Here is a 26,741-nt window from a genome sequence, read left to right on the forward strand (position 1 = left end):
GGGCGGCCACCGACGCGCTCTACCGGGAGATCGCGCCCGCGGCCCGGATCAGCATCCCGATGTCGTACCCGCAGCTGCAGGCGCTCGGCGACAGCTCGTCCAGGTCCAGCGCGAGCAGCTCGTCGGAGGCGAGGAAGCAGACGGTCTCGTTCAGGTCCAGCGCGGTGACCCGCCGGCCGTCGAGGTCGAGCGGCTGCCAGTCGGGCACCGTCCGGCCGGTCCACCGGGTGACCCACCAGCGCACCGGGCCGGACGGCTGCGGGCGGGTGCGCAGCAGCAGGTTCCCGCCGGGCCCGCCGTGCAGGGTGAGCCGGACCGGACCGGACACCGGCAGGGCGAGCCGCCGGGCGGGGCCGTCACCGAAGTGCCGGGCCACCAGGGTGTGCTCGGTGCGGGTGCCGGCGGTGTACACCAGCGCCTCGCCGGTGAAGGCGAGGGTCGCGTACGGCGCCGCGTCGGGCAGGTGGCGGGGCCGCTCGCCCGGACCGGTCGGGAGCAGGTGCAGACCGCCGTTCTCCGCGCCGTCCCGGTGCAGTTGGACGGCGACGAACCTGCCCCGCGGCTCCGGCTGCCAGCCGGCGATCCGGTCGCCGCGGCCGATGACGCCCTCGGTCGGCGTCCGGCGGGTGCCGTCGGGGTGCCGGACGGTCAGGAGGTCGCCGTCCGGGCCGCGTTCGTGGCGGAAGAGCACCCCGCCGGCCTCGGCCGGCGGAGTGGGCGTCCGGTCGGGGGCCTCCCGCTCCACCCGGTCGAGCAGGGCGGCCCAGGCGGGCTCGTCGGAGCGCTGCGGGCGGACGGACAGCCGGCGCCGCTGCTCGGCGAGCCAGGCCCGGGTGCGCGGGGCGTCCGCATCCTCCAGCCAGCGGTACGGGTCCGCCGGCGCGAGGTGCGCCACCCGGTGGTCGAGGTCAGCCACGGACGGCCTCCGCAGGGTTGTCGGCGCGTCGTTCCGGGGCGCCCCCGGCCCCGGTCGGGTCGGCGGGACGGCCGCCGGGGCGGCCCGCGGTGGCGGCGACCCCGACGGCGGCGAGGAGCGCCACGAGCACCGACGCGCCGGCCACCGTGCCGGTCAGTCCGAAGGCGTGGGCGCACAGGCCCGCCAGCGTCGGCCCGGCCGGCGCGACGAGTTGGGCGAGGAAGCCGATGCCGCTGTGCACCCGGCCCTGCAGGCCCGGCGGGGTCACCTCCATCTGGGTGACCGCGATCAGTACGGTGACCACCGGCCCGGCGGCCGCGGCGAGGGCGAGCGGCAGGACCGCCGCCCAGTGGCCCTGCGCCGCGGTGTAGCCGGGCAGGGCGAGCGCGACCACGGCGGTGCCGAGGGCGATGCCCCGGGAGGGCGGCATCCGCCGGGCCAGGGCCGGGGCGAGCAGCGATCCGGCCAGCGCGCCGGTGCCCAGGGCCGCCGTCAGCACCCCGATGTCCACGGTGTCCCCGCCCGAGGCGACCACCACGATCAGCAGGCCGTTGAACACCAGGTTGAGCACGGCCGCGTTGACCACCGCGTACCGCAGGAAAGGGACCCGCCAGATGAACCGGACGCCCTCGACCAGCGCGGCCCGGCCTGCCGGCCCGGCCTGGCCGCCCTCGGGGGGCTGCCGCAGCCCCTTCGGCAGCAGCGCCACGCAGCAGACGGCCGCCAGGTAGCTGGCGGCGTCGACGGCGAACACCCAGGACGGGTGGACGGTCAGCAGCGCGCCGCCGGCCAGCGGACCGGCGGTCGCCGCGACGGCCGCCCGGCTCTGCAACAGGCCGACCGCGCGCGGGAGTTGCTCGGGCCGCACGAAGGAGCGCACCACCACGTTCTCGACCGGCGCCAGGGTGCTGCCCACCGCGCCGAGCAGCAGGGCCGCGACCAGCACCGCCCCCAGCGGTGGCGCGCCGCCGGCGGCCGACAGCGCCAGCGCGGCGAGCACGACCGAGCCGGCCGCGTTGCCGAGCAGCAGCATCGTCCGGCGCTCGCGGCGGTCGGCGAGGACGCCGGCCGGCAGCCGGGCGAGCAGCACCCCGACGGAGAGCGCCGTGCCGGCCAGCCCGGCCTGCCGGATGTCACCGCCGGCCCGCAGCGCGACCACCGGGAGGGCGATCACCGAGGCCGCCGTCCCGAGGGCCGAGGCGGACTCGCCGCAGTAGAGCAGCCAGAACGACCGACCCAGCCGCCCGCCGACCGCCGCGCTCACGCCGACCCCGTCGCGAACTGGCGCTGGATCCCGCGCAGCGGACGGGCCGCCAGCGCCGCCGGGAGGGCCGTGGCGACCAGCACCCCGAGCAGGACGCCGACCGTCCACGGCACGTCCAGGGCGGGCAGCCCCTGGCCGACCGCCCGGGCCAGCGGCACCAGGCAGATCCCGGCCGTCACCACCGCCAGGGCCGTCCCGACCAGCGCCGAGGCCAGCACCTCGTACACCACGCAGCGCAGCAGCTGCCCGCGGCCGAGGCCGAGGGCCCGCAGGTGGGCGCGCTGGGAGCGGCGGTCCCGCTGGGCGATGGCGCAGGTGTTGGCGACGGCGAGCAGGGCGTAGCCGCCCACCACGGCGACGATCAGCCGGGAGGCCATGTCGTCCTGCGCGCTGCGCGGCCGCAGGTGGGCCAGGTGGTCGGCCCGCGTGGCCAGCCGCTGACCGGGCCGGAGCTCCCAGCCGCCCGGGTCGCCGCCGAGCAGCACCTGGTCGGCGTACGGGGCCGGGGTGTGGGCGAGCGCGAGGTCCGCGGGGAGGACGTACGAGGGGAAGGCCAGGTCCCGCTGGTAGACGGCGACGAGCCGCAGCTGCGCCTGTTGGCCGTCGGCGAGCGTGAAGGTGACGTCCTGGCCGAGCTTCCAGTGGTGCGAGGTGGCCTCGGTGCTGCCGGCGGCGAACGTGCCGGGCGCCAACTCGTCCAGTCGGCCCTGCTGTTCACCGAGGTCCAGGACGCTCCGCAGGGCCGCTCCGTCGACGCCCCAGGCGCGGGTGGGCTTGGGCTTGTCGTCGAAGAGGCTGGGCGGCGCGGTCACCTTGGTGGCGATCGGCGCGACGGCGGTGCCGCCGGGCAGGCCGGCGGGCCGGGCGGGCAGGCGGCTGCCCGGCTCGGCCGTCACCACCGCGTCGGCCCGCAGCGCCTGTTCGGTCTGCTGCTGCACGGCGGCGCCGATGGTCGCCCCCGAGCCGAGCAGGCAGACCACGGTGCCGACGGCCAGCAGGACGGGCACCGCGATCGCGGCCGTCCGGGCGGGCGCGGCCCGCAGCCCGGCGGCGGCGATCCGGCCGGCCTTCCGGTCCAGCAGCCCCAGCAGTGCGCAGCAGGGCCCGACGAGCAGCGGCACGAACCAGGGTGCGAGCACCGCGAGCGTGGGGATGACGGACATGGCCAGGGCCAGTACCAGCGCGCCCTGGAGCACCGGCGGCATGTCCATCACGACCATCAGGGCCAGGACCGGCCCGCAGAGCAGGAGGGCCATGGCGATGCCCGCCACCAGCCGGCCGGCGTTGCGGCGGGGCGGGGCCAGGGCCAGGGACTGGTCCTTGAGCAGGTCGATCGGCTGCACCCGGCCGGCCGCCAGCACGCTGGCCAGCGCGGCCAGCACCGCGACCGCGCAGGTGCCGAGGCAGGCGCCGGCCGCGATCGCCCAGGACTGCCCGGCGGGGGGCAGGTCGACCGCGGCGGGGAACAGCTCGCGCTCGATCAGCATCCGGCGGCCGAACCCGGCGGCCGGGACCGTCCCGGCCACCGCGGCGGCGGCGGAGGGGAGGAGGGCGACCAGCGCGACGTCGGCGACGACCAGGGAACGCAGCCGGCCGGCCGTCACCCCGAGGGCGCGCAGCACGGCGAACTGCCCGAGCCGCTGGTTGGTCCAGAGCGCGACCGTCGACCCCGTCACCAGCACCGCCGACATCAGCAGCAGCGTCAGCAGCAGGCCGAGCAGGCTCTGCGCGTCGGTGGCCGCCGCGCGGGCCGCCGACCCCTCCGGGTAGGACGGGCCGCTGACCGCCGCGAGCAGCACCAGGCAGGCGCCCACCCCGGTGGCGGTGAGCGCGCAGGCGACCGCGACACCTATGACCCGCCCCGGGTACGCCCGTACCTCGGCGACGCACAGTCGCAGCCCGCCGAGCGGTCCACTCGGTCGGGTCGTCGGTTCCGATGCCACGGCCACGGTTATCTCACCCCAAAACGGTAAATAGGATGCAGAGTTGGGGAAGGCCGCATGTGCCGCGGCCTTCCCCTTCTGTCACCCGGTACTGCCGGACCTCGAAGGTCAGCAGCTGAACAGGCTGTACGAGCTGAACGGGGCGTCGACGACGATCTCCTCGTCGAGCTCCTGAAGCGCCAGAATGTCGGCCATCACAATCACCTCCTCCTCACCGTCTCGGTGGAACACGGCACCGGGCTGCCGGGATCAGCAGCTCCAGTAGCTGAGCGAGCTGAACGGGGCGTCGACGACGATCTCCTCGTCGAGCTCCTGAAGCGCCAGAATGTCGGCCATCACAGTCACCTCCCCTCGCCGTCCCGCCGGGACGCGGCACCGGGCCGCGGGGATCAGCAGCTGAACGCGCTGATGGAGCTGAACGGGGCGTCGACGACGATCTCCTCGTCGAGCTCCTGAAGCGCCAGGATGTCGGCCATCACAGTCACCTCCTCTCGCCGTCTCGCCGGATCGGGGTACCGGGCCCGGCCCGCTCCGGCGTCCACCCGTCGTCGGGGTGGGCGCCGGGGAGCAGGCACTGCCCGGGGCTCTTGGCGGCGGCCAGCGCCAGCAGGGCGCCGGCGGAGCCGGTGGCCAGGTCGGTCGAGAGCCGGATCAGCTGGTCCCCGTGCAGGACGCTGCCGTCCTGGTACGGGGCCAGGTGCAGCTCCACCGACCGGAGTTGCTCCTCCGCCTCGGCCCGCCAGTGCGGCAGGCGGGCGGCGACCTGGAACAGGGTGTAGGCGAGGCCGGCGCGGCCGTTGAACAGCCCGCCCTGGACGACCACCCGGACCGCGCCGGCCCGGGCCGCGGCCTCCAGCACCCGCTCGGCGCCGAGGACTTCGGCCTGGGCGTCAGGCAGGGCCAGGACGGCGAGCGCCACTCCGGCCGAGCCCTCCGCCAGGTACGGCAGCAGCCGGCCCGAGCTGTACGTCTGGAGCATGTCGTCGACCAGCCGGCCGTGCCGCAGGTCGCAGCGGACGGCGCGCTCGGCGGCCTCCGCCCAGGCCGGGTCCCCGGTGAGCCGGGCGCAGCGGGCGAACAGCACCGCCGGTCCGGACCAGCCGCGCAGCAGCCCCGGCCGGTCCAGCAGCCCCGCCTCGCCGATCCGCCCGGCGGCCTTGGCGGCCAGGCCGAGCGCCTCGTCCGTCGCGCCGGCCTCCAGCAGCAGGTGGGCGACGCCCGTCAGGCCGTTGTACAGGCCGAGCGAGGCGGGCAACGGGCCGGCCAGCAGCCGGTCCACCACGTTCGGGGCGTCCGGGTGCCCGAGCCGGTGGAACAGCCAGCCGGCTCCGGCCAGCCCGTCGTACAGCCCGGCGGGCGTGTCCGCCGGGGCGCGCCGCACCGCGGCGGCGAGCCAGTCCAGGTGCGCCTCGTCCGGCGCGGCCCCGGCCAGGTGCCGGGCGAGCAGCACGCCGGAGGAGCCGTACGCCAGCCCGAGCGCGCCGCCGGGGCGCAGCCCGGCCACGTCGCCGGGGTGGAGGCGGTCCTCCCGCTCCGCGGTCGCCGCCGCGTCGATGCCGCGCAGCAGGGCCGCTGCGGTGAGCGCCGCCGGAACGCCGGCCGCGGGCCCGGCCCCGAGGTGGGGCCGCAGCTCCGGGGAGAGGGCGAGCCGCTCCGTCATCCGCTCGACGAAGCCGGCGGGCACCGTCGGGAAGGACTCCGCGACGAGGCCCAGCAGCCCGGTGACCACGGCCGGGTTGCGCCTGGTGAGGGTGGTCAGCGAGACGAGGGCGGCGAGCTGGCAGCAGCCGAGCGCGAACAGGTCGGCCTCGCGGGCGTCGGTGATCGCCGGGTCGGTGAAGCCGGGGGCGCCGAGGGTACGCCGGCGCGGGGTGTCCAGCGGCGTCGCGAGCTCGAAGTCGATCAGCGCGACGGTGCCGTCCGGGCGGATCATGATGTTGCGGTGGTGGAGGTCGCCGAAGGCGATCCCCTCCCGGTGCAGCGCCGCGACGCACTCCTCGACCAGCGCGAGCCGGCTGACCGCGAGCCCCGCGAAGTCGGCCAGGGCCCGGGCGTCCGGCCGGTGCCGGGTGAGCGGGTACTCCCGGCCCAGCCAGGCGCTGAAGGACTCGCCGGGGATGTACTCCATCACCAGGTAGTGGTGCTCCCAGCTGGTGAAGTACTCGTACAGCTCCGGCACGAACGGCAGGTGGCCGATCCGCTCCAGGACGTCCCGCTCGACCAGCAGCCGGGCCACCGCGTCCGTCTCCGACGCGTCCAGCCCGGCGTGCGGGCGGGCCTCCTTGATGACGACCTGTCGGCCGCCCTCGTCCTCGGCGAGGTAGACCCCGCCGGCGTTGGAGAAGTGCAGCGCCTTGACCACCCGGTAGCGGCCGAGCCCGGCCCCCGCGTCGGCGGCGGCCCCGGCGATCCGCTCGGCCAGGAAGTCCGGGGTCGAGGCCCACGGCGGGACGGTGAAGCGCGGGCGCCGCGCGTCCGGCACCAGCCGGCCGTCCGGGTCCTTCACCGCGGGCACCCTGGTGCCGTCCGGCAGCTCGCACCACATCAGGGCGAAGCCGCCGTAGCGCACCGACACCGGGCCCTGGTTCCACCGCAGGTCGGACAGGACGTACGGGCCGGGGCGGCCGCCCAGCGCCGCGTCCAGCTCGGCGAGGACCGCCTCCAGCTCCGCGGCCGTCCGCGGGTAGACGGTGACGGCCTTGCCGCTGGCGGAGCGGTCGGCGTACTTCGCGTTCGTCACCGCGACCACCAGTCGGCTGCGCAGGTACTTCCAGGGCAGCCCGAGCCGGCGGCAGACCCGCCAGGCGGTCTCGATCGTCTCCGCGGCGGACTCGGGCGTGGCGCTGACGTGGACCTTCCAGCCCTGCTCGGGCAGCTGCGGGGCGCCGGGCGGTGCCAGCACCTCCCACACCCCCTGGGTGCGGCTGCGCCAGCCCTCGGGCAGCACGCCCCCGCCCGGAGCGAACCGGGAGTCCCGGTCGTCACACCGCTCCAGGGCGTCGTACCACACCGGGTCGGCAATGGCATACGACTCGTATTTCGCGTCCACTTCGCCGTCCACCCCCTTTCGAATATCCGCTGGACCGAATTCCGGTTTCCGTCGGAGTTTTCGAAGCTCCGTCGTCCCCGTTCCGACAGGAACCATCCTTCCCGGACGCCCCGTCATGTGACAACAGTGTTAAGCGGGAACTGAATCCGGCACATACCAGGCGGAATCCAGGCCTTCACTTCCGGGGCCGCGGAAAGCGCGTGCGATCATGACGCCATGAAAACGCGTGTCGTGATCGCTGACGACCAGGCGAGCGTCCGCCAGGGGTTCCGGCACATCCTGGCGGCCCAGCCCGACATGGAGGTCGTGGCCGAGGCCGCGGACGGCCTGGAGGCCCTGGAGGCCGTCCGCGCGCTGCGGCCGGACGTCCTGCTGGTCGACATCCGGATGCCGGAGCTGGACGGGCTGGAGGTGACCCGCCGGCTGGCCGGCATCACCCCGGAGGTGAAGGTCGTGGTGGTGACCACCTTCGACCTCGACGAGTACGTGCACACCGCGCTGCGCAACGGCGCCTGCGGCTTCCTGCTCAAGCACTCGGGGCCCGCGCTGCTGGCCGAGGCGATCCGCTCGGCGGTGGTCGGCGACTCGCTGATCAGCCCGCAGATCACCACCCGCCTGCTGCACCACTTCACCGGCCCGCGCCGGGTCGACCGCTCCCCGGTCGAGCCGCTGACGAGCCGCGAGGAGGAGATCGCCGTCCTGGTCGCCGAGGGGCTGACCAACTCCGACATCGGCGCCGAGCTGTTCATCTCGCTGAGCACCGTCAAGACCCACCTGGCCAACCTCCAGCGCAAGTTGAAGGCCCGCAACCGGGTCGGCATCGCCACCTGGGCCTGGGAGTCGGGCCTGGCCGAGCGCGGCTGAGCCGGTCCGCCCGGGGCCTGCCGCACGGCCCCCGGACCCCACCACCGCACCCCGGGCCCTCACCGCAGCGCCCGGGCGTCACCGCAGCGCCCGCCGACGGCCCTCGGCCCGCCGCGGGGCCGCGTCACCGAGGCGCCGGGAGCCCGCCCCGGGAACCGGACCTCCCCGCCCGACGCGACCTCCCCGCGCAGCAGCGCCCGCCCCAGCGGGGTGACGGTGTGCAGCACGCCGTTGCCGCAGCGCCGGGTGTCGATCAGCCCGGCCGCGCGCAGCACGGTGGCGTGCTGGCTGACCGCCGAGGCGGTCACTCCGAGCCGGCCCGCCAACTCGCCGGTGGTACAGCCGTCCAGCACCGCGTGGAGGACCGCCGCCCTGGTCCGGCCGACCAGGGCGGCCAGCGGCTCGTCCCCACCGCGACGCGCGGGCTCCGCCGCCTCCGGCGCACCCGCCGGGACCGGGAGGCCGCGCCGGTCCGGGCGCATCGCGAAGAGCAGCGTCGGGGCCTCCCCGGACTCCCCGCGCCGGGGCCGGAGCACCACCCCCGCCCCCTGCAGGAAGAGCGACGGCGCCAGCCGCAACCCGCGGCCGTCGAGGGCGAGTTCGACGTCCCGCTCGGCGGGGATCTCCAGCACCGGGGCGTTCCAGCGGATCCGCGGGTGCAGCGTGCCGAGCAGCGCGTCCACCCCGCCGCGGCCGGCGATCTGACGGCGCACGTCCCGCTCCGCCTCCAGCCGGGACCGGACGTCCGCCCAGCAGGGCTGCAGCGCGACCCGGTGGAACTCGCGGACCGCCGCGGCGACATCGGCCCGCTGGACCACCGGCTCGGCGCCGCGACCGGACGACACGATCCGGCCATTCGCCCACACCCGCAGTACGTCCCGGAAGCCACCGTTGGCTCCCGAAAGGAGCCGCAGCCGCTCGGCCAGCACCGGCTGCCGCGCCAACTGCCCGCGGACGGCCCGCTGCCAGGGGCGGAACAATTCCCCGCCATTGCGCCATGCCTCCAGCGCCAGCACCGCCTCCATCTCCTGGTCGACATTCCCAGCAATTCGTACACGAGCCAGATCCTCGGCAGACATGGCAATGCGAATCACAGACCGATCCCCCGCTCGGGGTTCTTCCGCCGTGACGGCCCAGGTGAACCCCGCACCCTGATCGCCGCACCGACATCCTTGCCCGCCCACCGGACTCGTCGCCATCGGCCGATCGGCCCATTTGATCGTTCGGAACGCCCCAGCGGCCGCCGCCGGATGTGCCGAATGGCCTGGATCGGCCCGTCGGCAGGCTCGAACCGGCCCCTCCGGCCCGACACACGAAGCCGCACGGACCAACCGGACGAGCGACCACGCGGACGAGCGACCGGACGGCCGAAGGACCGGAGTCCCGGAGGCCCCGCGGTCAGCCCCCGAGCCCCGCCACGCCCTCCGTGGGCAGCACCGCCGCCACCCGCCAGCCGCCCTGCGGCCCCGGCCCGGCCGTCAGCTCGCCACCGGCCGCCTCCACCCGCTCCCGCAGGCCCACGAGGCCGAAGCCGCCGCCCTCGCGCTCGGCCCCGCCCAACGCCCCGCCGGCTCCCCCCACTCCACCCGCACCGCCCGCACCGTCCGCACCGCCCGCGCCCTCCGAACCAGCGGACTCCGAACCGCCGGACCCCGCCCCACCCGGCACCCCGTCGTCGGTGACCGTCACCCGCAGCGCCGGCCGCTCCCCGTACCGGCCCGGCCCGACCTCGATCGCCACCTCCCGGGCCGTCGGCGCGTGCCGCCGGACGTTGGTCAGCGCCTCCACCACCAGCCGGTAGCCGATCCCGCTGATCGCCGCCGGCACCGCCGCCAGTTCGGCCTCCGCCGGGGCCTCCAGCCGCACCCGCGCGGAGCCGCTGCGGGTGAACCGCTCGGCCAGCGCGGGCAGTTCGCTCAGGTCACGGCGCAGACTGCGCGCGGCGGGCCCGCCCGGCCGCCCCGGTCCCGTCCCCCGCCCCGGGCCCCGGCCGACCGCCGCGGCCGCCCCGAAGCGCCCACGCGGCTCCGGATCGGCGTCGTCCGCCGCGAACACCTGCACGGTCCGGTCCATGGTGACCAGCGCCTGCCGCCCGGCCGCCTCGATCCCCGCCAGCAGCTCGACCACCTGCCGGGGGTCCTGCTGGGCCAGCACCTGCGCGGCCTGGGCCAGCACCACCACCCCGGTGACGTCGTGCGCGGCGAAGTCGTGCAGGTCGCGGGCCAGGTCCAGGCGCTGCGCCCGCCGTTCGGCCGCCACCGCCGCCCGGGCCCGGGTGTCCATCGAGCGCAGGTAGCAGCCGACCCCGACCACCGCGCTGGCCAGCAGCGCCGAGGTCAGGCAGAGCTTGGTGGTCACCGCGGGCGGGGCCGGCGGTTCGGCCCAGACTCCGATCCGCAGCGGCACCAGCGCCACCGCGAGGACCAGCAGCGCGCCGTAGCCGAAGGCGGCCGCCGCCGGAGGCCTGCGCACCGCGGGGACGGCCGGCGCGAGCAGCGCGACGGTCTCCAGCAGCCACCAGGACTCGATGCCGCCGGGCACCGGACCGCGGTAGCCGGCCGTCACCAGCAGCGAGACGGCACCGGCGGCCAGCACCGAGGGGCCCACCGCCCCGACCCGTCCGGGGACCCACAGCACCGGGAACAGTCCGGCCGCCACCGCCACCAGCCCGGAGCCGACGATCAGCGGCCCCGGGTCCCCCAGCCCCGCCACCGCGGCCGCCAGCGCCCCCGCCACCGCCGTCCCGTACCCCGCCCTGCGCACCACGGTGTGCCACGACCACGTCATGGTTCGCGATCCTACGAAGCCGGACGGCCCGGCAGGGCGGCTTCGCCGAAGGCCGGCCCCACCGGAACCGGCCGACGGCTCACTCCTTCGGGGCCTCCGGCTGCTCGACGAAGTCGACCTTCTTGAACTGCCGGTTCATCGACTTGGCCAGGAACCAGGTCGCGACGCCGAGGGCGGCGAAGACGACGAAGCCGAGGAGCCCGGGGGTGACCTTGGCGTCGTCGACGGCGAGGTCAGCGGCGAGGTGGACGAGGTTCACGGAGGCACTCATATCTCTATGGTGGCCCGGCTCACGCGGAGCCGGGCCGTCGGGGGGTGGTTCAGTCGCGCGTGTCGGCGGCCTCGGCCGCCAGGGCGGGGGTGCGCAGGCCGGTGAACAGGTCGTCCTCCGGCAGGTCCACGTCGACCAGGGTACGGGCGAGCTCGTAGTCCTCGGTGGGCCAGACCTCGCGCTGGACCTCCAGCGGGACGCGGAACCAGGGCCCGTCCGGGTCGATCTGGGTCGCGTGGGCGATCAGCGCGCGGTCCCGGGTCTCGAACCAGTCGTCGCAGCGGACCCGGGTGGTGATCTCGCGCTCCTTGCGCCCGCTCTTCTCCCAGCCCTCGATCCACTCGCCGTACGGCGACTCGTGGCCGTGCTCGGTGAGGTACTCGTGCAGGGCCCGGATCCGGCCCATCGGGAAGCCGTGGTTGTAGTACAGCTTGAGCGGCTGCCAGGGCTCGCCGGCCTCCGGGTAGGCGTCCGGGTCACCCGCGGCGTCGAAGGCCAGCATGGTGATCTTGTGGGTCATGATGTGGTCCGGGTGCGGGTAGCCGCCGTTCTCGTCGTAGGTCGTGATGACCTGCGGCTTGAACTCGCGGATCAGCCGGACCAGCGGCTCCGCCGCCGCCTCGACGTCCTGGAGCGCGAAGCAGCCCTCGGGCAGCGGGGGCAGCGGGTCCCCCTCGGGCAGACCGGAGTCCACGAAGCCCAGCCAGGCCTGCTTGACGCCGAGGATCGCCCGCGCCTCGTCCATCTCCTTGCGGCGCACCTCGTGGATGTTCTCCTCGATGTACGGGTCCCCCTGCAGCTTGGGGTTGAGGACCGACCCGCGCTCGCCCCCCGTGCAGGTGGCCACCAGCACGTCCACGCCCTGCTCGACGTACATGGCCATGGTGGCCGCGCCCTTGCTGGACTCGTCGTCCGGGTGGGCGTGCACCGCCATCAGTCGCAACTGCTCAGTCAACGCCTTGCGTTCCTTCCACACTCGTCGGGCGTTCCGCGGAGTCCGGGTCTGCCCACCGTACGAACCGCTCACTTCGGGGCCGCGTCGCCGCGGGGCCGGGCCGCGGAACGTCGCCGGCACGGCCGAGCCCTGCCCCCGCCGGACCGGCCGCGGGCTAGCCCCTCCTATAGTGACGGACTGGAGGAGCGTCGCATTCCCCCGCACCACCCCGCGCGGCCCCTCCCCCAGGAGAGGACGGAGTCCGATGAGTGCAGACACCACCGCCACCGGTCTGCCCGAGGGGCGCTACGGCCGCGGCGGCGACCGCGACTCGGACCGCCGTCTGAAGGTGATCGGCGCGGTCTGCGGCGTGCTCGGCCTGGGCCTGATCGCCTGGCTGGGCGGCTCCTACCTGCTGCGCGAGTCGAAGATCAACGGCTCGGTGCCGACCTTCCAGGTGCTCTCCGACTCCGAGGTCCAGCTGCACCTCACCGTGCGCAAGGGGGACGGGCAGGCCGGCACCTGCACGGTCCGCTCGCAGAGCGAGGACCACGCGGTGGTCGGGGTGGCCGACTTCCAGGTCCCGGCGACCGGCGACAGCTACGACGCGGTGGTCACCCTGCGCACCACCGCCCGCGGCACCACCGCCGAGCTGCTGGGCTGCACCCCGGCCAAGTAGCGCACCCCGCCGGGCCACGCACACCCCCACTGGGCCACGCACGCCCCCGCCGAGCAGCGCACGCCCCGCCCGGGTCGCACGCCCCGGCCGAACGGCGCGCACCCCGGGCGGCACCCCCGGCACCGCGCGCCCCGAGCGGCCCACCCGCCCCCGGTAGCGCGCATATTCGATCCGGAGAGCGGGCATCCGTAGAGGGTCCCGCCCTCCGCCGCTGTACATCCCGGCGCAATGCCACCGTCAATGGCGCGCAAACGCCCTTCCCGCTTGTCAGCAGGACTTGTTAGGCTCGTGGTTTCGCCCCTTCCGCACCGGATGGTACGGGAGCGGGCGTTGCTTTGTAGTTGAGACCGATATCACCACCGACCCCTGCTGACGACTCACACCCTCAGCACAGCCCCAGCACCTACGAGGAGCACCCGTGACCCAGACCAGTGAGAACGTGACCTGGCTCACTCAGGCCGGCTACGACCAGCTCAAGGCCGAGCTGGACCACCTGACCGGGCCCTGGCGCATCGAGATCGCCCAGAAGATCGAGGCGGCGCGCGAGGAGGGCGACCTCAAGGAGAACGCCGGCTACCACGCGGCGAAGGAGGAGCAGGGCAAGTACGAGCTGCGCATCCGCCAGCTGACCCAGCTGCTGGAGCGCGCCAAGGTCGGCGAGGCGCCGGCCGACTCGGGCGTGGTGGCCCCGGGCATGGTCGTCACGGTCGCCTTCGACGGCGACGAGGACGACCTCATGGAGTTCCTGCTCGCCTCCCGCGAGGTCGCGGGCGCCGACGACCTGGACGTCTACTCCCCGCAGTCCCCGCTGGGCCGCGCGATCGACGGCAAGCGGATCGGCGACGAGGCCACCTACGAGCTGCCGAACGGCAAGCCGGCCATGGTGAAGATCGTCAAGGTCGTGCCGCACGCCGGCTGATCCGGCCCACGCCACGGGGGCGGCCGCGGGACTTCCCGCGGCCGCCCCCGTGCGTTCCGGGCCACCCGCGCGTTCAGGCCACCCGCGCGTTCAGGCCCCCCGCGTTCCGGGCCGGGAACGGTCAGGCGGTGGAGGAGCGGTACTTGCGCACCGCCAGCCAGGAGAACACCGCGGTGATCACCACCGACCACAGCACCGACACCAGCGCCGCATGCTGCATCGGCCAGGCGCTGTCCACCGGCCCGACCTGGTTCCCGAACAGCACCCGGCAGGCCTGCACGGTGGCACTGAACGGGTTCCAGTACGCGATCCCCTGCAGCCAGCCCGGCATCGAGGTGACCGGCACGAAGGCGTTGGACACGAAGGTCAGCGGGAACAGCCAGATCAGCCCGGCCGAGGTGGCCGCCTCCGGGCTGCGCACCGACAGGCCGATCAGCGCGCCGATCCAGGAGAAGGCGTAGCCGAGCAGGAGCAGCAGGCCGAAGGCGCCGAGCGCCTTGAGCAGGCCCTCGTGGATCCGCCAGCCCACCAGCAGCGCGACCAGCGCCAGCACGACCAGGGTGAACGCGGTCTGGCACAGGTCCGCGAGGGTGCGGCCGACCAGCACCGCCGAGCGGGCCATCGGCAGCGAGCGGAACCGGTCCACCAGCCCCTTGCTCATGTCCTCCGCGATGCCCGCCGAGGCGCCGGCGACGGCGAAGGTGACGGTCTGGGCGAAGATGCCGGCCATCAGGAACTGGATGTACGTGTCCGAGCTGGAGTCGGTGCCGGGGATCTTGATCGCCCCGCCCATCACGTACGAGAACAGCAGCACGAACATGACCGGCTGCATCAGCCCGAAGACCACGATCTCCGGTATGCGGGTCATCCGGCGCAGGTTGCGCTTGGCGACCACCCAGGAGTCGTGCAGGGTGGCGGCGGCCCCCCTGCGCTGCCTGGGCATCGCCGGGCCGATGGCGTGCTCGGTGGCGGTGCTCATCTCAGCTCTCCTTCCCGGCCGCGACGGCCTGCTTGTCCGGCCCCTGGCCGTCCGGGCCGCCGGCGCCGCCCTTGCCCCGGCCGCGGCCGCGCGCCTTGGGGTCGGCGCCGTCCTCCTCCTCGGGCCGCTCCTCGGCGACGTGGCCGGTGAGGGTGAGGAAGACGTCGTCCAGGGTCGGGCGGCGCAGCCCGATGTCGTCGATCTCGATCCCGCGGGAGTCCAGTTCGCGGATCGCGTCGGCGAGCACCCGGGCGCCGCCGCTGATCGGCACGGTGATCCGGCGGGTGTTGCGCTCCACCGTCGGCTCGCCCAGCGCGTAGCCGGACAGCGCGGCGACCGCGTCGCCGACCAGGCCGGGCTCGTGCACCACGACCTCGATCCGCTCGCCGCCGATCTGCGCCTTCAGCTGGTCGGCGGTGCCGCGGGCGATCACCCGGCCGTGGTCGACCACCGCGATGTCGTGGGCGAGCCGGTCGGCCTCCTCCAGGTACTGGGTGGTGAGCAGCAGCGTGGTGCCCTGCTCGACCAGCGTCTCGATGACCTCCCAGAGCGCGATCCGGTTGCGCGGGTCGAGCCCGGTGGTCGGCTCGTCCAGGAACATCACCGGCGGCCGGACGACCAGCGCGGCGGCGAGGTCCAGGCGCCGGCGCATGCCGCCGGAGTACGTCTTGGCGGTGCGGTCCTTGGCCTCGGTGAGGTTGAACCACTCCAGCAGCTCCAGCGCGCGGGCCTTCGCCGCCCGGTTGCTCATCTGGTAGAGCTCGCCGACCATGGTGAGGTTCTCGAAGCCGGTCAGGTACTCGTCGACCGCCGCGTACTGGCCGGACAGGCCGATCAGGCTGCGGACCCGGTTGGGGTGCTTCAGCACGTCGACCCCGGCGACCACCGCACGGCCGGAGTCGGGACGGAGCAGGGTGGTGAGGACCCGCACGGTGGTGGTCTTCCCGGCGCCGTTCGGGCCGAGCAGCCCGAGCACCGTGCCCTCGGGGACGTCGAGACTGACGCCGTCCAGGGCTCGTACGTCGCCGAAGGTCTTCACCAAGTTCTCGGCTTGGATGGCTGGCGCCATGGCCTTGCCTCATCTCCTCGAACGTATGGGGCGATCTGTCCCACTCTGCCCTGTTTCCGGGCGGGCGGGCGACTCGATTCCCGACCCGTGGGACCAGAACGCGATGTATCGCGAGTCTCCCAGTACGCGATATATCGCGTCAAGGGACAGGGCACCGCCGGAGCTCGGACGGGATGCGAGCGGCTCCCGGACGGCACCCGGACGGCACCCCGGACGCGGGCTCAGTGCGCGACCACGTACCCCGCGTCCCGCAGCTCCCCGACCACCAGCGCGCAGTGCTCCGGCCCCTTGGTCTCCAGGTGCAGGTCCACCTCGACCTCGGTCAGCCCCAGCCGCGGGTCGATCCGCACGTGCGCCACGTCCAGCACGTTGGCGTCCACCCTGGTCAGCACAGCCAGCAGGTCCGCCAGCGCGCCCGGCCGGTCCGCCAGCCGCACCCGCAGCGACAGGTAGCGCCCGGCCGCCGCCAGCCCGTGCCGCAGCACCCGCTGCATCAGCTGCGGGTCGATGTTGCCGCCGGACAGCACCGCCACCACCGGGCCCTCGAAGGAGTCCGGCTGCTCCAGCAGCGCCGCGATCGGGGCCGCCCCGGCCGGCTCGACCACCAGCTTCAGCCGCTCCAGCCCGAGCAGCAGCGCCCGCGACAGCGCGTCCTCGGAGACCGTGCGGATGCCGTCCGCCAGCGTGTTGACCACCTCGAACGGGATGTCGCCGGGGCGCCCGACCATAATCCCGTCCGCCATCGTGGCGAAGTGCTCCAGCGACACCGGCCGCCCGGCCGCCAGCGAGGGCGGGTACGCGGCCGCGCCGGCCGCCTGCACCCCGACCACCCGGACGTCCGGCCGCAGCGGCTTGACCGCCGCCGCGATCCCGGCCAGCAGCCCGCCGCCGCCCACCCCGACCAGGACGGTCCGCACCTCCGGGCACTGCTCCAGGATCTCCAGCCCGACGGTCGCCTGCCCGGTGACCACGTCCCAGTGGTCGAAGGGGTGGATGAACACCGCGCCGGTCGCGTCCGCGTACCGCTGCGCGGCCTGCAGCGCCTCGTCCACGGTGGCGCCGTGCAGCCGCACGTCGGCGCCGTACTCCCGGGTGGCCGCGACCTTCGGCAGCGGCGCCCCGACCGGCATGAACACCGTGGAGCGCACGCCCAGCAGCGCGGCCGCCAGCGCCACCCCCTGGGCGTGGTTCCCGGCGCTCGCCGCCACCACCCCGCCCGCCCGCTGCACCGGCGAGAGTCCCGCGATCCGCACGTACGCCCCGCGCAGCTTGAAGGACCCGGTGCGCTGGAGGTTCTCGCACTTCAGGTGGACCGGTGCGCCGATCAGCCCGGAGAGGTACCGGCTGCCCTCCATCGCGGTCACCCGGGCGACCCCGGCGAGCATCTTCTGGGCACCGCGGACGTCGTCGAGGGTGATCGGCCAGTTGCGCATGGCGCCAGCGTAGGGCGTGCCCGAGGGTTCCCGCCGGACGCGAGCGGCGGCGATCCGGGATGCCGGGCCTGTTCCCGGGCCCGCCCGGCCCGCGTACTCTGCTGCTTCTGAGCCTCCCTCACCGCACGACGATCGTGAGCCGCGATGACGACGACCTCGCCCCAGGCCACCGACCGCACCGACCCCGTGCACACCCAACTCCAGTACCAGCTCGCGGTGTTCGCCCGCCGCATGGAACAGGTCCGAACCTCCGGCGGCGGGGTCGGGGTGCTGGACCGAGCCGCCTACCTGCTGCTCGACCGGCTGGAGCGGCACGGGCCGGCCAACGTCAAGGCGCTGGCCGAGGCGCTCGGGGTGGACTCCTCCACGGTGACCCGCCAGGTCGCCCCGCTGGTCGCGGCCGGGCTGGTCGGCCGGGTGCAGGACCCGGCCGACCGCCGTGCCGTACGGCTCGCGCTGACCTCGCACGGCGCCGGCCGGCTCAGCGAAGTCCGGGACGGCCGGGCCGAGTTGACCCGCCGCCTGACGGCCGGCTGGCCGCCGGAGGAACAGCGCGCGTTCTGCGCCCTGCTGGCCCGCTTCAACCTCGCGATGGAGTCGTACACGGCAGGCCGGCAGGAGCAGTAGTGGACTAGCCGAGCGCCTGCTGGAGGTCGGCCAGCAGGTCGTCGATCGACTCGATGCCGACCGAAACGCGCACCAGGTCGGCGGGCACCTCCAGCGCCGAGCCGGCCACCGAGGCGTGGGTCATCCGGCCCGGGTGCTCGATCAGCGACTCGACGCCGCCGAGCGACTCACCGAGGGTGAACAGCTGCGCGCGGTTGCAGACCTCGACGGCCGCCTCCTCGCCGCCGGCGACCCGGAACGAGACCATGCCGCCGAAGGCCTTCATCTGCTTGGCCGCGATGTCGTGGCCGGGGTGCTCGGGCAGGCCCGGGTAGAGCACCTGGCTGACCTTCGGGTGGCTCGCCAGCAGCTCGGCGACCTTCTCCGCGTTGGCGCTGTGCCGGTCCATCCGGACACCCAGCGTCTTGATGCCGCGCAGCACCAGCCAGGCGTCGAACGGGCCGGAGACGGCGCCCATCGCGTTCTGGTGGTACGCCACCTCCTCGCCGAGGGCCGCGTCGGCCAGCACCAGCGCACCGCCGACCACGTCCGAGTGGCCGCCCATGTACTTGGTGGTGGAGTGCACGACCGCGTCCGCGCCGAGCGCGATCGGCTGCTGGAGGTACGGGCTGGCGAAGGTGTTGTCGACCACCAGGAGCGCACCGGCGCCGTGCGCGATCTCGGCGAGCGCGGTCAGGTCGGTGATGCCCAGCAGCGGGTTGGACGGGGTCTCCACCCACACCGCGCGGGTGTTGGGGCGCAGCGCCTCGCGGACGGTGGCCAGGTCCTGGGTGTTGGCCACGGAGAACTCGACGCCCCAGCGGGTCAGCACCTTGGCGAACAGCCGGAAGGTGCCGCCGTAGGCGTCGTTGGGGATCACGATGTGGTCGCCGGGCTTGAGGATCGTCCGCAGCAGGGTGTCCTCGGCCGCGAGGCCGGAGGCGAAGGCGAGGCCACGGGCGCCGCCCTCCAGCGCCGCGAGGCACTCCTCCAGCGCGGTGCGGGTCGGGTTGGCGCTGCGGCTGTACTCGTAGCCGCCCCGCAGGCCGCCCACCCCGTCCTGCTTGTAGGTGGACACCTGGTAGATCGGCGTGACGACTGCCCCGGTCTGGGGGTCTGCTTCCTGACCCGCGTGGATGGCGAGGGTCTCGAAGCCCTGAGGAAGCTGGTGCTCGGTCATGGGTCCGAGCCTAGTGTGCGAATGCCGCCGCGCCCGCACGAACCGGGAACCGAAGCGATTCCGCAGGTCGGAGCGGGGGTACGGCGGGCCGCGAGCGCGGTGCGGACGGCCCGCGGCCGGGCCCGGAATCCGGCGGCGGCCGTCCGCGTTGGACCCTTCGCCAGGATTCCCGACCCGCTGGAGCAGGCCGTGCTGTTCAACCGCCACAAGACCTCGCTCGTCCCCGCCGACCAGGCGCTGCCCGGCCGGCCGACCCCGGCCTTCACCCTGACCGAGCCGCACACCGTGCTCGGGCACCCGCTGACCGGCCCGTACCCGGAGGGCCTGGAGGTGGCCGACTTCGGCCTGGGCTGCTTCTGGGGCGCCGAGCGCGCCTTCTGGCGGCTGCCCGGCGTCTGGACGACGCTGGTCGGCTACCAGGGCGGGCACACCCCGAACCCGACGTACGAGGAGGTGTGCAGCGGGCTGACCGGGCACACCGAGGCGGTCCGGGTCGTGTTCGACCCCGCGGTGGTCTCCTACGAGCGCCTGCTGAAGACCTTCTGGGAGGCCCACGACCCGACCCAGGGCAACCGCCAGGGCAACGACGTGGGCACCCAGTACCGCTCCGCCGTCTACACCCACTCCCCCGCCCAGGCCGAGGCCGCGGCGGCCACCCGGGACGCGTTCCAGCCCTCGCTGACCGCGCTCGGGTACGGCCCGATCACCACCGAGCTCGCCCCGGCCGGCCCGTTCTACCCGGCCGAGCCGTACCACCAGCAGTACCTGTCGGAGGCCAAGAACCCCAACGGCTACTGCGGTCTGGGCGGCACCGGGGCCTCCTGCCCGATCGGCGTGGCCCGCACCCAGGGCTGACCTCCCGGCCGTCCGTCCTGTTCCCGGACCGGGAGCGGCCACTCAACGTGACCGATCCCCGATCCGGGCGCAGACTGGAAGGGCCAGCAGGGCCGGCCCGGCCACCCCGCTGGTGGCCGGGCCGTTCCTCGTGGGAGAGGAGTGCGCCATGTCCGGTCTCTACCAGCGGAACTTCGACGACCCCGAGGAGGTCCGCCCCTTCGAGGAGGGCAAGGGGGAGCTGCGGCTGGTCAACCTGGACGGCGGCCCGGTGGGCCGGGCCGTGTTCGAGCCGGGTTGGCAGTGGTCCAAGCACGTGAAGCCGATCGCCGGGACCGACAGCTGCCAGGCCGCCCACACCGGGTACGTGGTCTCCGGCCGGATGAGGATCGTCATGGACGACGGCCAGGAGTCCGAGATCGGCCCCGGCGACTTCATGTCCTGCCCGCCCGGGCACGACGCCTGGACGGTCGGCCAGGAGCCCTGCGTGATCGTCGACTGGCAGGGCTTCGCGGACTACGCGAAGCGGTGAGCCCGACGGCCCGAGCCGTGAGCCCGGAAGGCCACGGTGCCGGGGCGGCGCGGCCCCGGCGGCTCAGAGCGCGACCGGCGGCTGCTCCGAGGCGCCGTCCACCGTGCGGCCGGCGTGGCCGGCCAGCAGCCTGCCGTCGGCGTCGTAGGCGCCGACCGCGGGCGTCTTCCAGGTCGCCCCGACGTCGAGGTCGCCGCCCGGCAGCACGACGTAGTAGGCGGCCCAGTCGTCCATGCCCGGGGTGACCAGCAGGGTGGCGACGGTGGCCCGGCCGCCCTCGAAGACCATGACCGTGGCCGGGGTCGAGCCCCGGTAGAAGCCGTGCGCCACGAAGCGGTCGGACACCCGGCTGAGGTCCAGCAGGATGCCGGGCCGTTCGATCGGCAGCTTGGGGTTGGTCATGTCGAGGCACGACATGCCCTGGTAGCCGCCGGTCCTCGGGTCGGCGCTGCCCTGGCAGCTCTCGGTCGCGGTCACCGACAGCCGGAGCCCGGTGACCGGCTCGACCTCGTCCCCGGCGGTGATCCGCCGGACCGGCGAGCGCGGCGGCAGGCTCGGGGTCGCCGTCGGGGCGGCGGCGGGGGCACCGGGGGCGAGGCCCGTCGCGGTGGGCGACGGGGCGGGCGCCCCCGCCGGGGGGGCCGCGGCCGCGCCCGTCCGGCCCGCGACCTGCCCGCCGGGCCGGGCGTTGCCCACCATCACCGCCGTCACCCCGCAGACCAGGGCCACCGCCACCGCGGCCGCCCCGGTCCCGGCTCTGCGCCTGGCCCGGCGGCGCTGGGCGGCGGCGATGATCGGCACCGGGTCCGGCCCGATCACGTACGGGTCCTCGTCCTTGAGCAGTTCGCCGAGCCGGTCCTCGAAGCTCATACCGTCACCTCGATGTGCGTCGTGTGCCCTGCCATCCAACCGGAGCGGTCGGCGAGTTGGGGAAGCGCGCGGAGCTTCGACAGTGCCCGGTGCAGCGTGCTCTTCACCGTGCCCGGGGCGATGCCCAGTTCGGCCGCGATGTCGGCCTCGGCGAGGTCCCCGTAGTACCGCAGCACGACGACCGTCCGCTCCCGGCGGGTGAGGGTGCCCAGCGCCTGGTTCAGCAGGGCGCGCTCGGCCAACCGCTCGGCGAGGTCCTCGTCGAGCGGCCGGTCGGGGGTGTGCTCGGTGGGCAGTTCGTGGTTGCGCAGCCGGCGCCACCAGTCGCGGTGCTGGTTGACCACGATCCGGCGGACGTACGCGCTCGGATCGTCCGAGGTGATCCGGTGCCAGTTCAGGTAGGCGCGCTCCAGCGCGGACTGGACGATGTCCTTCGCCCGGTCCGGGTCCCCGGTCAGCAGCTCGGCCAGCCGCAGCAGCCGGCGGCCGTGGCCGGCCACGAACGCGCTGAACTCGTCGTCCTGGCGCTGTCTCTGCTCGCGTTTCACACGACTTCGACTCCTCGGGCGGACCACGGGGTTCGCTCCGCCCGAGGAGTTTTTCCGGCCGGTCGCAAGGCCGGTCGCAAGGCCGGGCGCACAGCCGGGACGCCGTACGGGCCCGCGGCGCGGAGCCGGGTGTCAGACGGCGCTGCCGGCCTTCCAGGCGGCCCAGCCCATGTTCCAGCCGTTCAGGCCGTTGTCCGGGGCGACGGTCTTGTCGCCGGAGTTCACGACCTCGACCACGTCGCCGACCATCGAGGACTTGTAGAACTTGTAGCCGTCCGTCCCGGTGTCCTGGGCGCCCTTGGCGTCCTGGAGGCCGACGCAGCCGTGGCTGGTGTTCTGGCCGCCGAAGATCGACGACGGGGACCAGTAGTTGCCGTGGATGAAGGTGCCCGAGGTGGTGAGGCGCTGGGCGTGCGGCACGTCCGCGATGTCGTACTCGCTGCCGAGGCCGACGGTCTGCGAGTTCATCCGGGTCTGGGTGTACTGCTCGGAGATCACCATCTTGCCGCCCCAGGTCTTGTACTCGGGCGCCCCGCCGGAGATCTTGTAGACCGCGCTGACCTGGCCGTCGGTGGTGACGGTGAGCTTCTTGGCGGCGAGGTCGGCGACGCTGGTCTGGGCGCGGCCGATGGTGAAGCTCACGTCCTTGGACTGGGTGCCGTACACGCCCTTGGCGCCCTCGACGTCCTTGAGCCTGAGCTTGAGGGTGACCTTGGTGCCCTTGGCCCAGTACTCCTGCGGCCGGAAGTCGAGCCGGGTGCTGGAGAACCAGTGGCCGACGATCTCGACGCCCGGCTCGGCTATCACGGTGATCGCCTGCTGGACGGCCTTGCGGTCGCTGATCGGCTTGCTGAAGTTGATCGAGACCGGCATGCCGACGCCGACCGTCGAGCCGTCCTCGGGGGTGAAGTAGCCGACGAAGGTGTTGGCCGGGGTCGCCGTGGTGAAGACGGCGTTGGCGTCCGCCTCCAGCTTGTCCTTGTCGAAGGCGATCGCGGCGACGGTGTACTTGGTGCCGCTGGCGGGGGCGGCGGCCGAGGTCCAGCCGGTGCCGTCGGCGGAGAGCTGGCCGGCCAGCTCCTTGCCGGTGGTGTCGGTGACCTTGACGCTGCTCAGGGTGCCGTTGGCGACGGTGACCTTGACCGGCTCGCTGAAGCTCGCGGAGGCGGCGCCGTCGGCCGGGGTGACGGTGATGACCGCGGCCGAGGTCTTCGGGGCGCTGCTGCTCGCACCGCCGGAGCCCGGGGTGCCGCTCGCGCCGCCGGAGCCGCTGCCACCGCCGCTCCCGCTGCCGCCGCTGTTGTCGTTGCAGGCCGCCAGCAGCAGCACGGGCGCTCCGATCAGCCCCGCGAGGACCCCGCGCCGGCTCCAGCTGCTTCCGGCCGCCCGCCCCTGACCGTCCCGTGCCGTCACGTCGCGTCTCCCTGCTGATCATCCCGGGCATTACGGATACAGAAACGCAATCCGCCCGTTCACGGTTCCATCACCGAAGCGTAAGCGATCGTATGAGATGACCCAACTTGCCGATGAACAGGGACAAAACGCCCGACCCGCGGGGCGGGCCGGGCGTTCACGGGCGGTGACGGCGGAGGCCGTCGCCCAGTGGCGGCGTCCTACTCGGCGGCCTCGTCCGCCGGGTACTCGTCCCACTCCTCACTCTCCGGGTCGAACTCGGTCTGCGCCGACTCCCAGGTCGCCGAGGCGAGCTCCACGCCGGGCACCTCGCCGAGCAGGGCGACGGGGTCGATGAAGTGGGCGAGCGAACCCGACGGGTCCACCTCGATGGCCTCGACGGACTGGGCGCGCTCCTCGTCGTCGAGGTACTCGTCCGCGGTGACGGCCTCCAGGGCGGCCGCCTTGAGCGCGCCCTCGTCGGTGATCTCCGCGATGAGCTCGATCTTGACCCGGACGTAGCGCGGGGCGTCCTGGCCGGTCGTTTCAATGCTGGTCATGCGTGCGAGCGTACGGGACGGCCGCGCCCGGCGTGCGGCACGGGCGGCCGCCCGGAGCACACCCCGCGCGCCCGGCGCGAACGGCACGGACGGCGCGACCGGCACGCCCGGCGCAAACGGGAGGGGCCGGTCCCTCGGAAGAAGGACCGGCCCCACCGTTCCCCGCAGGGGCTCCCCCACCCGGGAGCCACGGGGACACGCGCCGGACGGCGCGGTACTGCCGCGGGAGCCGCCGCACCCTGTCAGCCGGCCGGGGCCGGGCAGGGGCGGGACGACGGCGCCTCCCACGGCAGGAGGACACAGCGGCCGGGTCAGGGCCACCCGATGTGTCCGGAGCCGACCGCGACCGCCGGGGAGCCGCTCCCGGACGGTGGCTGTCGCCTCACTCGGCGTCCTGCCGTTGACCACCACGATGCCCGAGCCGTGTTAACCGCATGCTGCGGACAGGTGACGCCGGTGTACCACTTCCCCCGTGGACGAACCCTCCGCCCCCGCCTCGGAAGGGCGGTGCGGCGGCGGGTCGGTGACGGGGCGTCGGCGCCGGGGCGCCGGGACGCCGGGTCAGTGCTGGCCGCGGCCGGTCAGGAAGCCCAGCAGGTCCTGCCGGGTGACGATGCCCTGCGGCTTGCCCTCGACCAGCACGACGGCCGCGTCGGCCTTCTCCAGCACGGTCATCAGGTTGGTGACGGTCTCGCCCGAGCCGACCACCGGCAGCGGCTTGGACATCACCTTGTCCAGCGTGTCGGTGAGCTCGATCTCCTTGGCGAAGATGCCCTCCAGCAGCAGCTTCTCGACCACCGAGCCGATCACCTCGCCGGCCATGATGTCCGGGTGGCCGGCCCCCGGGGAGACCACCGGCATCTGCGAGACGCCGTACTCGCGCAGCACCCGGACCGCCTCGGCGACCGTCTCGTTCGGGTGCATGTGGACGAACTGCGGGACGCCGCCCTGCTCCATGGACTCCTTGCGGGCCAGCACCTCGCCGATGTGCGCCTCGTCGGTGGACGAGGGCAGGAAGCCGTAGTCGGCCATCCAGTCGTCGTTGAAGATCTTCGACAGGTAGCCGCGGCCGCCGTCCGGCAGCAGCACCACCACGACGTCGTCCGGCCCGAGCTTCTTGGCGACCTCCAGCGCGGCCACCACGGCCATGCCGCAGGAGCCGCCGACCAGCAGGCCCTCCTCCTTGGCCAGGCGGCGGGTCATCTGGAACGAGTCCTTGTCGGAGACGGCGACGATCTCGTCCGCGACGTTGCGGTCGTAGGCGGTCGGCCAGAAGTCCTCACCGACGCCCTCGACCAGGTACGGCCGGCCGGTGCCGCCCGAGTAGACCGAGCCCTCCGGGTCGGCGCCGATCACCTTGACCTTGCCGCCGGAGGCCTCCTTCAGGTAGTTGCCGGTGCCGGAGATGGTGCCGCCGGTGCCGACGCCCGCCACGAAGTGGGTGATCCTGCCGTCGGTCTGCTCCCACAGCTCCGGGCCGGTGGAGTGGTAGTGCGAGGCCGGGTTGTCCGGGTTGGAGTACTGGTCCGGCTTCCAGGCGTTCGGGGTCTCCCGGACCAGGCGGTCGGAGACGTTGTAGTACGAGTCCGGGTGCTCCGGGGCGACGGCGGTCGGGCAGACGACCACCTCGGCGCCGTACGCGCGCAGCGTGTTGATCTTGTCGGTGGAGACCTTGTCCGGACAGACGAAGATGCACTTGTAGCCCTTCTGCTGGGCCACGATCGCCAGGCCGACCCCGGTGTTGCCGGAGGTGGGCTCGACGATGGTGCCGCCCGGCTTGAGGGCGCCCGAGGCCTCGGCGGCCTCGATCATGCGCATCGCGATGCGGTCCTTGACCGAGCCGCCGGGGTTGAAGTACTCGACCTTCGCCAGCACTGTCGCGCTGATGCCCTCGGTGACCTTGTTCAGCTTGACGAGCGGCGTGTTGCCGACCAGATCGATGATCGAGTTGTGGTACCGCACGGGGGTCCTCCCGGTCTGTGGGCGTGCGACTGCTTTTCGGTACTGCAAAGCCTAGGGCGTGGCACCGGCCCCGCGGCTCCCGTCCGTCCCACCTCCCCCAATGGCCCACCCGCGCCGGTGCCCCGGGTACTCCCGGCCCCCGCGCGGGTAAGAGCGCTGTGCAGGCATTGCCGTGGCCCGGAGGGGCCGGCAGGAGCACGTGAAGGGGGCACCGGATGCCAGGGGCACAGGACTCGCGGGCCCGGGTGGCCCGCCGGATCGCCACCGCGGCGGCGTACGGCGGCGGCGGGCTCGGCCTCCTCGGGGTGGGCCTGGTCGGCCTGCTGCTGACCGAGAGCAAGCTCGCCATCCAGGCCATCGGCGTCCTGGAGACCCACCCGCCCAGGGCCGACGGCGTCTACGGGGAGGCGTTCGCCGACCGCGCCGCCGCCCCGCAGGCCCCGCTCGTGCTGGCCGTCCTCGGCGACTCCACCGGGGCCGGGCTCGGCGTGGCCCGCTCCGGCGAGACCCCGGGCGCGCTGCTGTCGGCCGGCCTCGCCTCGGTGGCCGAGCGCCCGGTCCGGCTGGTCAACGTGGCCCGCTCCGGCGGCCGCTCCGCCGACCTCTCCGGGCAGCTGGAGCAGGCGCTGCCGCACCGCCCGGACGTCGCCGTGATCATGGTCGGCGCCAACGACGTGACCCGGCACAGCCCGGCCCAGCTGGCCGTCCGCCAGCTCGGCGAGGCCGTCGCCGCGCTGCGCGCCAACGGCTGCGAGGTGGTCGTGGGCACCTGTCCGGACCTCGGCACGATCAAGCCGGTGCGGCCGCCGCTGCGCTGGGTGGCCCGCCGGCTGAGCCGCCAGCTGGCGGCCGCGCAGACCATCGCGGTGGTGGAGGCGGGCGGCCGGACGGTCTCGCTGGGTTCGCTGCTGGGCCCGGAGTTCGCCGCACGCCCGGAGATGTTCGCCGCCGACCGCTACCACCCCTCCGCCCAGGGCTACGCGACCGCCGCGATGGCCGTGCTGCCCTCGGTCTGCGCCGCGCTCGGGCTCTGGCCGGAGGAGGAGCGCCCGGCCACGGCCGTCCCCGGCCACCCCGAGGCGCACTGCTACCTGATGCCGGCGCCGCCGTCCGCGCCGATCGACTACCTGGAGTGCTCGGCCGCCGAGGG

The 26,741-nt window shown here is 74.4% G+C and carries 26 protein-coding genes; 7 read left to right on the top strand and 19 right to left on the bottom strand.

From position 1 onward, the window contains the following. Positions 1 to 19 precede the first annotated feature (19 nt). The 6 genes from ABZW03_RS12175 to lanKC all read right to left on the bottom strand — a co-directional run bounded on the left by ABZW03_RS12175 (position 20) and on the right by lanKC (position 7,172). Positions 20 to 916 (bottom strand): hypothetical protein, encoded by an 897-nt coding sequence (locus ABZW03_RS12175; protein WP_355255470.1) that lies wholly within the window; start codon positions 914 to 916, stop codon positions 20 to 22. After that, a complete protein-coding gene (locus ABZW03_RS12180; protein WP_355255473.1) occupies positions 909 to 2,180 on the bottom strand; it encodes an MFS transporter in 1,272 nt (423 codons plus the stop codon). The genes ABZW03_RS12175 and ABZW03_RS12180 overlap by 8 nt, the downstream gene beginning before the upstream one ends. Next, the gene (locus tag ABZW03_RS12185) at positions 2,177 to 4,123 is read right to left on the bottom strand and encodes an FtsX-like permease family protein (RefSeq protein ID WP_355255476.1); all 1,947 of its coding nucleotides are present in this window, start codon (positions 4,121 to 4,123) and stop codon (positions 2,177 to 2,179) included. Before ABZW03_RS12185 ends, ABZW03_RS12180 begins: the two co-directional genes overlap by 4 nt. A gap of 249 nt (positions 4,124 to 4,372) precedes the next feature. After that, positions 4,373 to 4,462: a class III lanthipeptide gene (locus ABZW03_RS12190; protein WP_198959315.1), complete on the bottom strand. Its 90-nt coding sequence runs from the start codon at positions 4,460 to 4,462 to the stop codon at positions 4,373 to 4,375. Between the two features lie 50 nt (positions 4,463 to 4,512). Further along, positions 4,513 to 4,602, bottom strand: coding sequence for a class III lanthipeptide (locus ABZW03_RS12195; protein ID WP_355255479.1), 90 nt, complete (start codon positions 4,600 to 4,602; stop codon positions 4,513 to 4,515). Between the two features lie 2 nt (positions 4,603 to 4,604). Next, positions 4,605 to 7,172: a class III lanthionine synthetase LanKC gene (lanKC, locus tag ABZW03_RS12200; RefSeq protein ID WP_355255482.1), complete on the bottom strand. Its 2,568-nt coding sequence runs from the start codon at positions 7,170 to 7,172 to the stop codon at positions 4,605 to 4,607. Between the two features lie 216 nt (positions 7,173 to 7,388). On the opposite strand from lanKC, the gene ABZW03_RS12205 reads away from it, so the two are divergent. After that, positions 7,389 to 8,036 carry a response regulator transcription factor gene (locus tag ABZW03_RS12205; RefSeq protein WP_355255485.1) on the top strand — a complete coding sequence of 216 codons (648 nt, stop codon included), beginning with the start codon at positions 7,389 to 7,391 and terminating at the stop codon, positions 8,034 to 8,036. 59 nt (positions 8,037 to 8,095) lie between these two features. Here ABZW03_RS12205 and ABZW03_RS12210 read toward each other — a convergent pair whose 3' ends face one another. The 4 genes from ABZW03_RS12210 to mca all read right to left on the bottom strand — a co-directional run bounded on the left by ABZW03_RS12210 (position 8,096) and on the right by mca (position 12,049). Beyond that, positions 8,096 to 9,115, bottom strand: coding sequence for a winged helix-turn-helix domain-containing protein (locus ABZW03_RS12210; RefSeq protein WP_355255488.1), 1,020 nt, complete (start codon positions 9,113 to 9,115; stop codon positions 8,096 to 8,098). Between the two features lie 319 nt (positions 9,116 to 9,434). Then, positions 9,435 to 10,823 (bottom strand): histidine kinase, encoded by a 1,389-nt coding sequence (locus ABZW03_RS12215; RefSeq protein WP_355255491.1) that lies wholly within the window; start codon positions 10,821 to 10,823, stop codon positions 9,435 to 9,437. A gap of 79 nt (positions 10,824 to 10,902) precedes the next feature. Then, positions 10,903 to 11,094 carry a hypothetical protein gene (locus tag ABZW03_RS12220; RefSeq protein WP_355255494.1) on the bottom strand — a complete coding sequence of 64 codons (192 nt, stop codon included), beginning with the start codon at positions 11,092 to 11,094 and terminating at the stop codon, positions 10,903 to 10,905. Between the two features lie 49 nt (positions 11,095 to 11,143). Continuing rightward, positions 11,144 to 12,049 carry a mycothiol conjugate amidase Mca gene (gene mca / locus ABZW03_RS12225; RefSeq protein WP_355255497.1) on the bottom strand — a complete coding sequence of 302 codons (906 nt, stop codon included), beginning with the start codon at positions 12,047 to 12,049 and terminating at the stop codon, positions 11,144 to 11,146. A 244-nt stretch (positions 12,050 to 12,293) separates the two neighbouring features. Here mca and ABZW03_RS12230 point away from each other — a divergent pair, with 244 nt between their 5' ends. Together ABZW03_RS12230 and greA are read left to right on the top strand one after the other, a co-directional pair. Continuing rightward, positions 12,294 to 12,707, top strand: coding sequence for a DUF4307 domain-containing protein (locus ABZW03_RS12230; RefSeq protein WP_355255500.1), 414 nt, complete (start codon positions 12,294 to 12,296; stop codon positions 12,705 to 12,707). 418 nt (positions 12,708 to 13,125) lie between these two features. Then, the gene (gene greA, locus ABZW03_RS12235; protein ID WP_316526550.1) at positions 13,126 to 13,626 is read left to right on the top strand and encodes a transcription elongation factor GreA; all 501 of its coding nucleotides are present in this window, start codon (positions 13,126 to 13,128) and stop codon (positions 13,624 to 13,626) included. Between the two features lie 121 nt (positions 13,627 to 13,747). On the opposite strand, the gene ABZW03_RS12240 is transcribed toward greA, so the two are convergent. From ABZW03_RS12240 to ilvA, 3 genes are all read right to left on the bottom strand, one after another. After that, complete coding sequence (locus ABZW03_RS12240) at positions 13,748 to 14,605, bottom strand: ABC transporter permease (protein WP_355255504.1); 858 nt, start codon at positions 14,603 to 14,605, stop codon at positions 13,748 to 13,750. Between the two features lies 1 nt (position 14,606). Further along, the gene (locus tag ABZW03_RS12245) at positions 14,607 to 15,674 is read right to left on the bottom strand and encodes an ATP-binding cassette domain-containing protein (RefSeq protein WP_355255507.1); all 1,068 of its coding nucleotides are present in this window, start codon (positions 15,672 to 15,674) and stop codon (positions 14,607 to 14,609) included. 221 nt (positions 15,675 to 15,895) lie between these two features. Beyond that, positions 15,896 to 17,107, bottom strand: coding sequence for a threonine ammonia-lyase (gene ilvA, locus ABZW03_RS12250; RefSeq protein ID WP_355255510.1), 1,212 nt, complete (start codon positions 17,105 to 17,107; stop codon positions 15,896 to 15,898). A gap of 144 nt (positions 17,108 to 17,251) precedes the next feature. On the opposite strand from ilvA, the gene ABZW03_RS12255 reads away from it, so the two are divergent. After that, positions 17,252 to 17,734 carry a MarR family transcriptional regulator gene (locus tag ABZW03_RS12255; protein ID WP_355255513.1) on the top strand — a complete coding sequence of 161 codons (483 nt, stop codon included), beginning with the start codon at positions 17,252 to 17,254 and terminating at the stop codon, positions 17,732 to 17,734. Between the two features lie 4 nt (positions 17,735 to 17,738). Here the strand turns inward: ABZW03_RS12255 and ABZW03_RS12260 are convergent, their stop codons facing one another. Continuing rightward, positions 17,739 to 18,893, bottom strand: a complete 1,155-nt coding sequence (locus tag ABZW03_RS12260; RefSeq protein ID WP_355255516.1) for a cystathionine gamma-synthase — start codon at positions 18,891 to 18,893, stop codon at positions 17,739 to 17,741. 189 nt (positions 18,894 to 19,082) lie between these two features. Here ABZW03_RS12260 and msrA point away from each other — a divergent pair, with 189 nt between their 5' ends. Together msrA and ABZW03_RS12270 are read left to right on the top strand one after the other, a co-directional pair. Beyond that, positions 19,083 to 19,748: a peptide-methionine (S)-S-oxide reductase MsrA gene (gene msrA, locus ABZW03_RS12265; RefSeq protein ID WP_355255519.1), complete on the top strand. Its 666-nt coding sequence runs from the start codon at positions 19,083 to 19,085 to the stop codon at positions 19,746 to 19,748. 148 nt (positions 19,749 to 19,896) lie between these two features. Next, positions 19,897 to 20,259, top strand: coding sequence for a cupin domain-containing protein (locus ABZW03_RS12270; protein WP_355255522.1), 363 nt, complete (start codon positions 19,897 to 19,899; stop codon positions 20,257 to 20,259). A 63-nt stretch (positions 20,260 to 20,322) separates the two neighbouring features. On the opposite strand, the gene ABZW03_RS12275 is transcribed toward ABZW03_RS12270, so the two are convergent. The 5 genes from ABZW03_RS12275 to ABZW03_RS12295 form a co-directional block, all read right to left on the bottom strand. Next, positions 20,323 to 21,129, bottom strand: a complete 807-nt coding sequence (locus ABZW03_RS12275; RefSeq protein WP_355255525.1) for a hypothetical protein — start codon at positions 21,127 to 21,129, stop codon at positions 20,323 to 20,325. Beyond that, entirely contained in the window at positions 21,126 to 21,677 is a 552-nt protein-coding gene (locus tag ABZW03_RS12280; RefSeq protein WP_355255527.1) for a SigE family RNA polymerase sigma factor, read from the bottom strand. The genes ABZW03_RS12275 and ABZW03_RS12280 overlap by 4 nt, the downstream gene beginning before the upstream one ends. A 132-nt stretch (positions 21,678 to 21,809) precedes the next feature. Beyond that, a complete protein-coding gene (locus ABZW03_RS12285; protein WP_355255530.1) occupies positions 21,810 to 23,090 on the bottom strand; it encodes an Ig-like domain-containing protein in 1,281 nt (426 codons plus the stop codon). 200 nt (positions 23,091 to 23,290) lie between these two features. Further along, positions 23,291 to 23,629 (bottom strand): hypothetical protein, encoded by a 339-nt coding sequence (locus tag ABZW03_RS12290; RefSeq protein ID WP_355255533.1) that lies wholly within the window; start codon positions 23,627 to 23,629, stop codon positions 23,291 to 23,293. A gap of 561 nt (positions 23,630 to 24,190) precedes the next feature. Then, positions 24,191 to 25,591, bottom strand: a complete 1,401-nt coding sequence (locus ABZW03_RS12295; protein WP_355255536.1) for a cystathionine beta-synthase — start codon at positions 25,589 to 25,591, stop codon at positions 24,191 to 24,193. 215 nt (positions 25,592 to 25,806) lie between these two features. Here ABZW03_RS12295 and ABZW03_RS12300 point away from each other — a divergent pair. After that, positions 25,807 to 26,741: SGNH/GDSL hydrolase family protein (locus ABZW03_RS12300; protein ID WP_355255539.1), on the top strand; the 935-nt coding region annotated here is incomplete at its 3' end.

This window comes from Kitasatospora sp. NPDC004799, assembly GCF_040609095.1.
In the GTDB taxonomy this organism is placed as follows: domain Bacteria; phylum Actinomycetota; class Actinomycetes; order Streptomycetales; family Streptomycetaceae; genus Kitasatospora.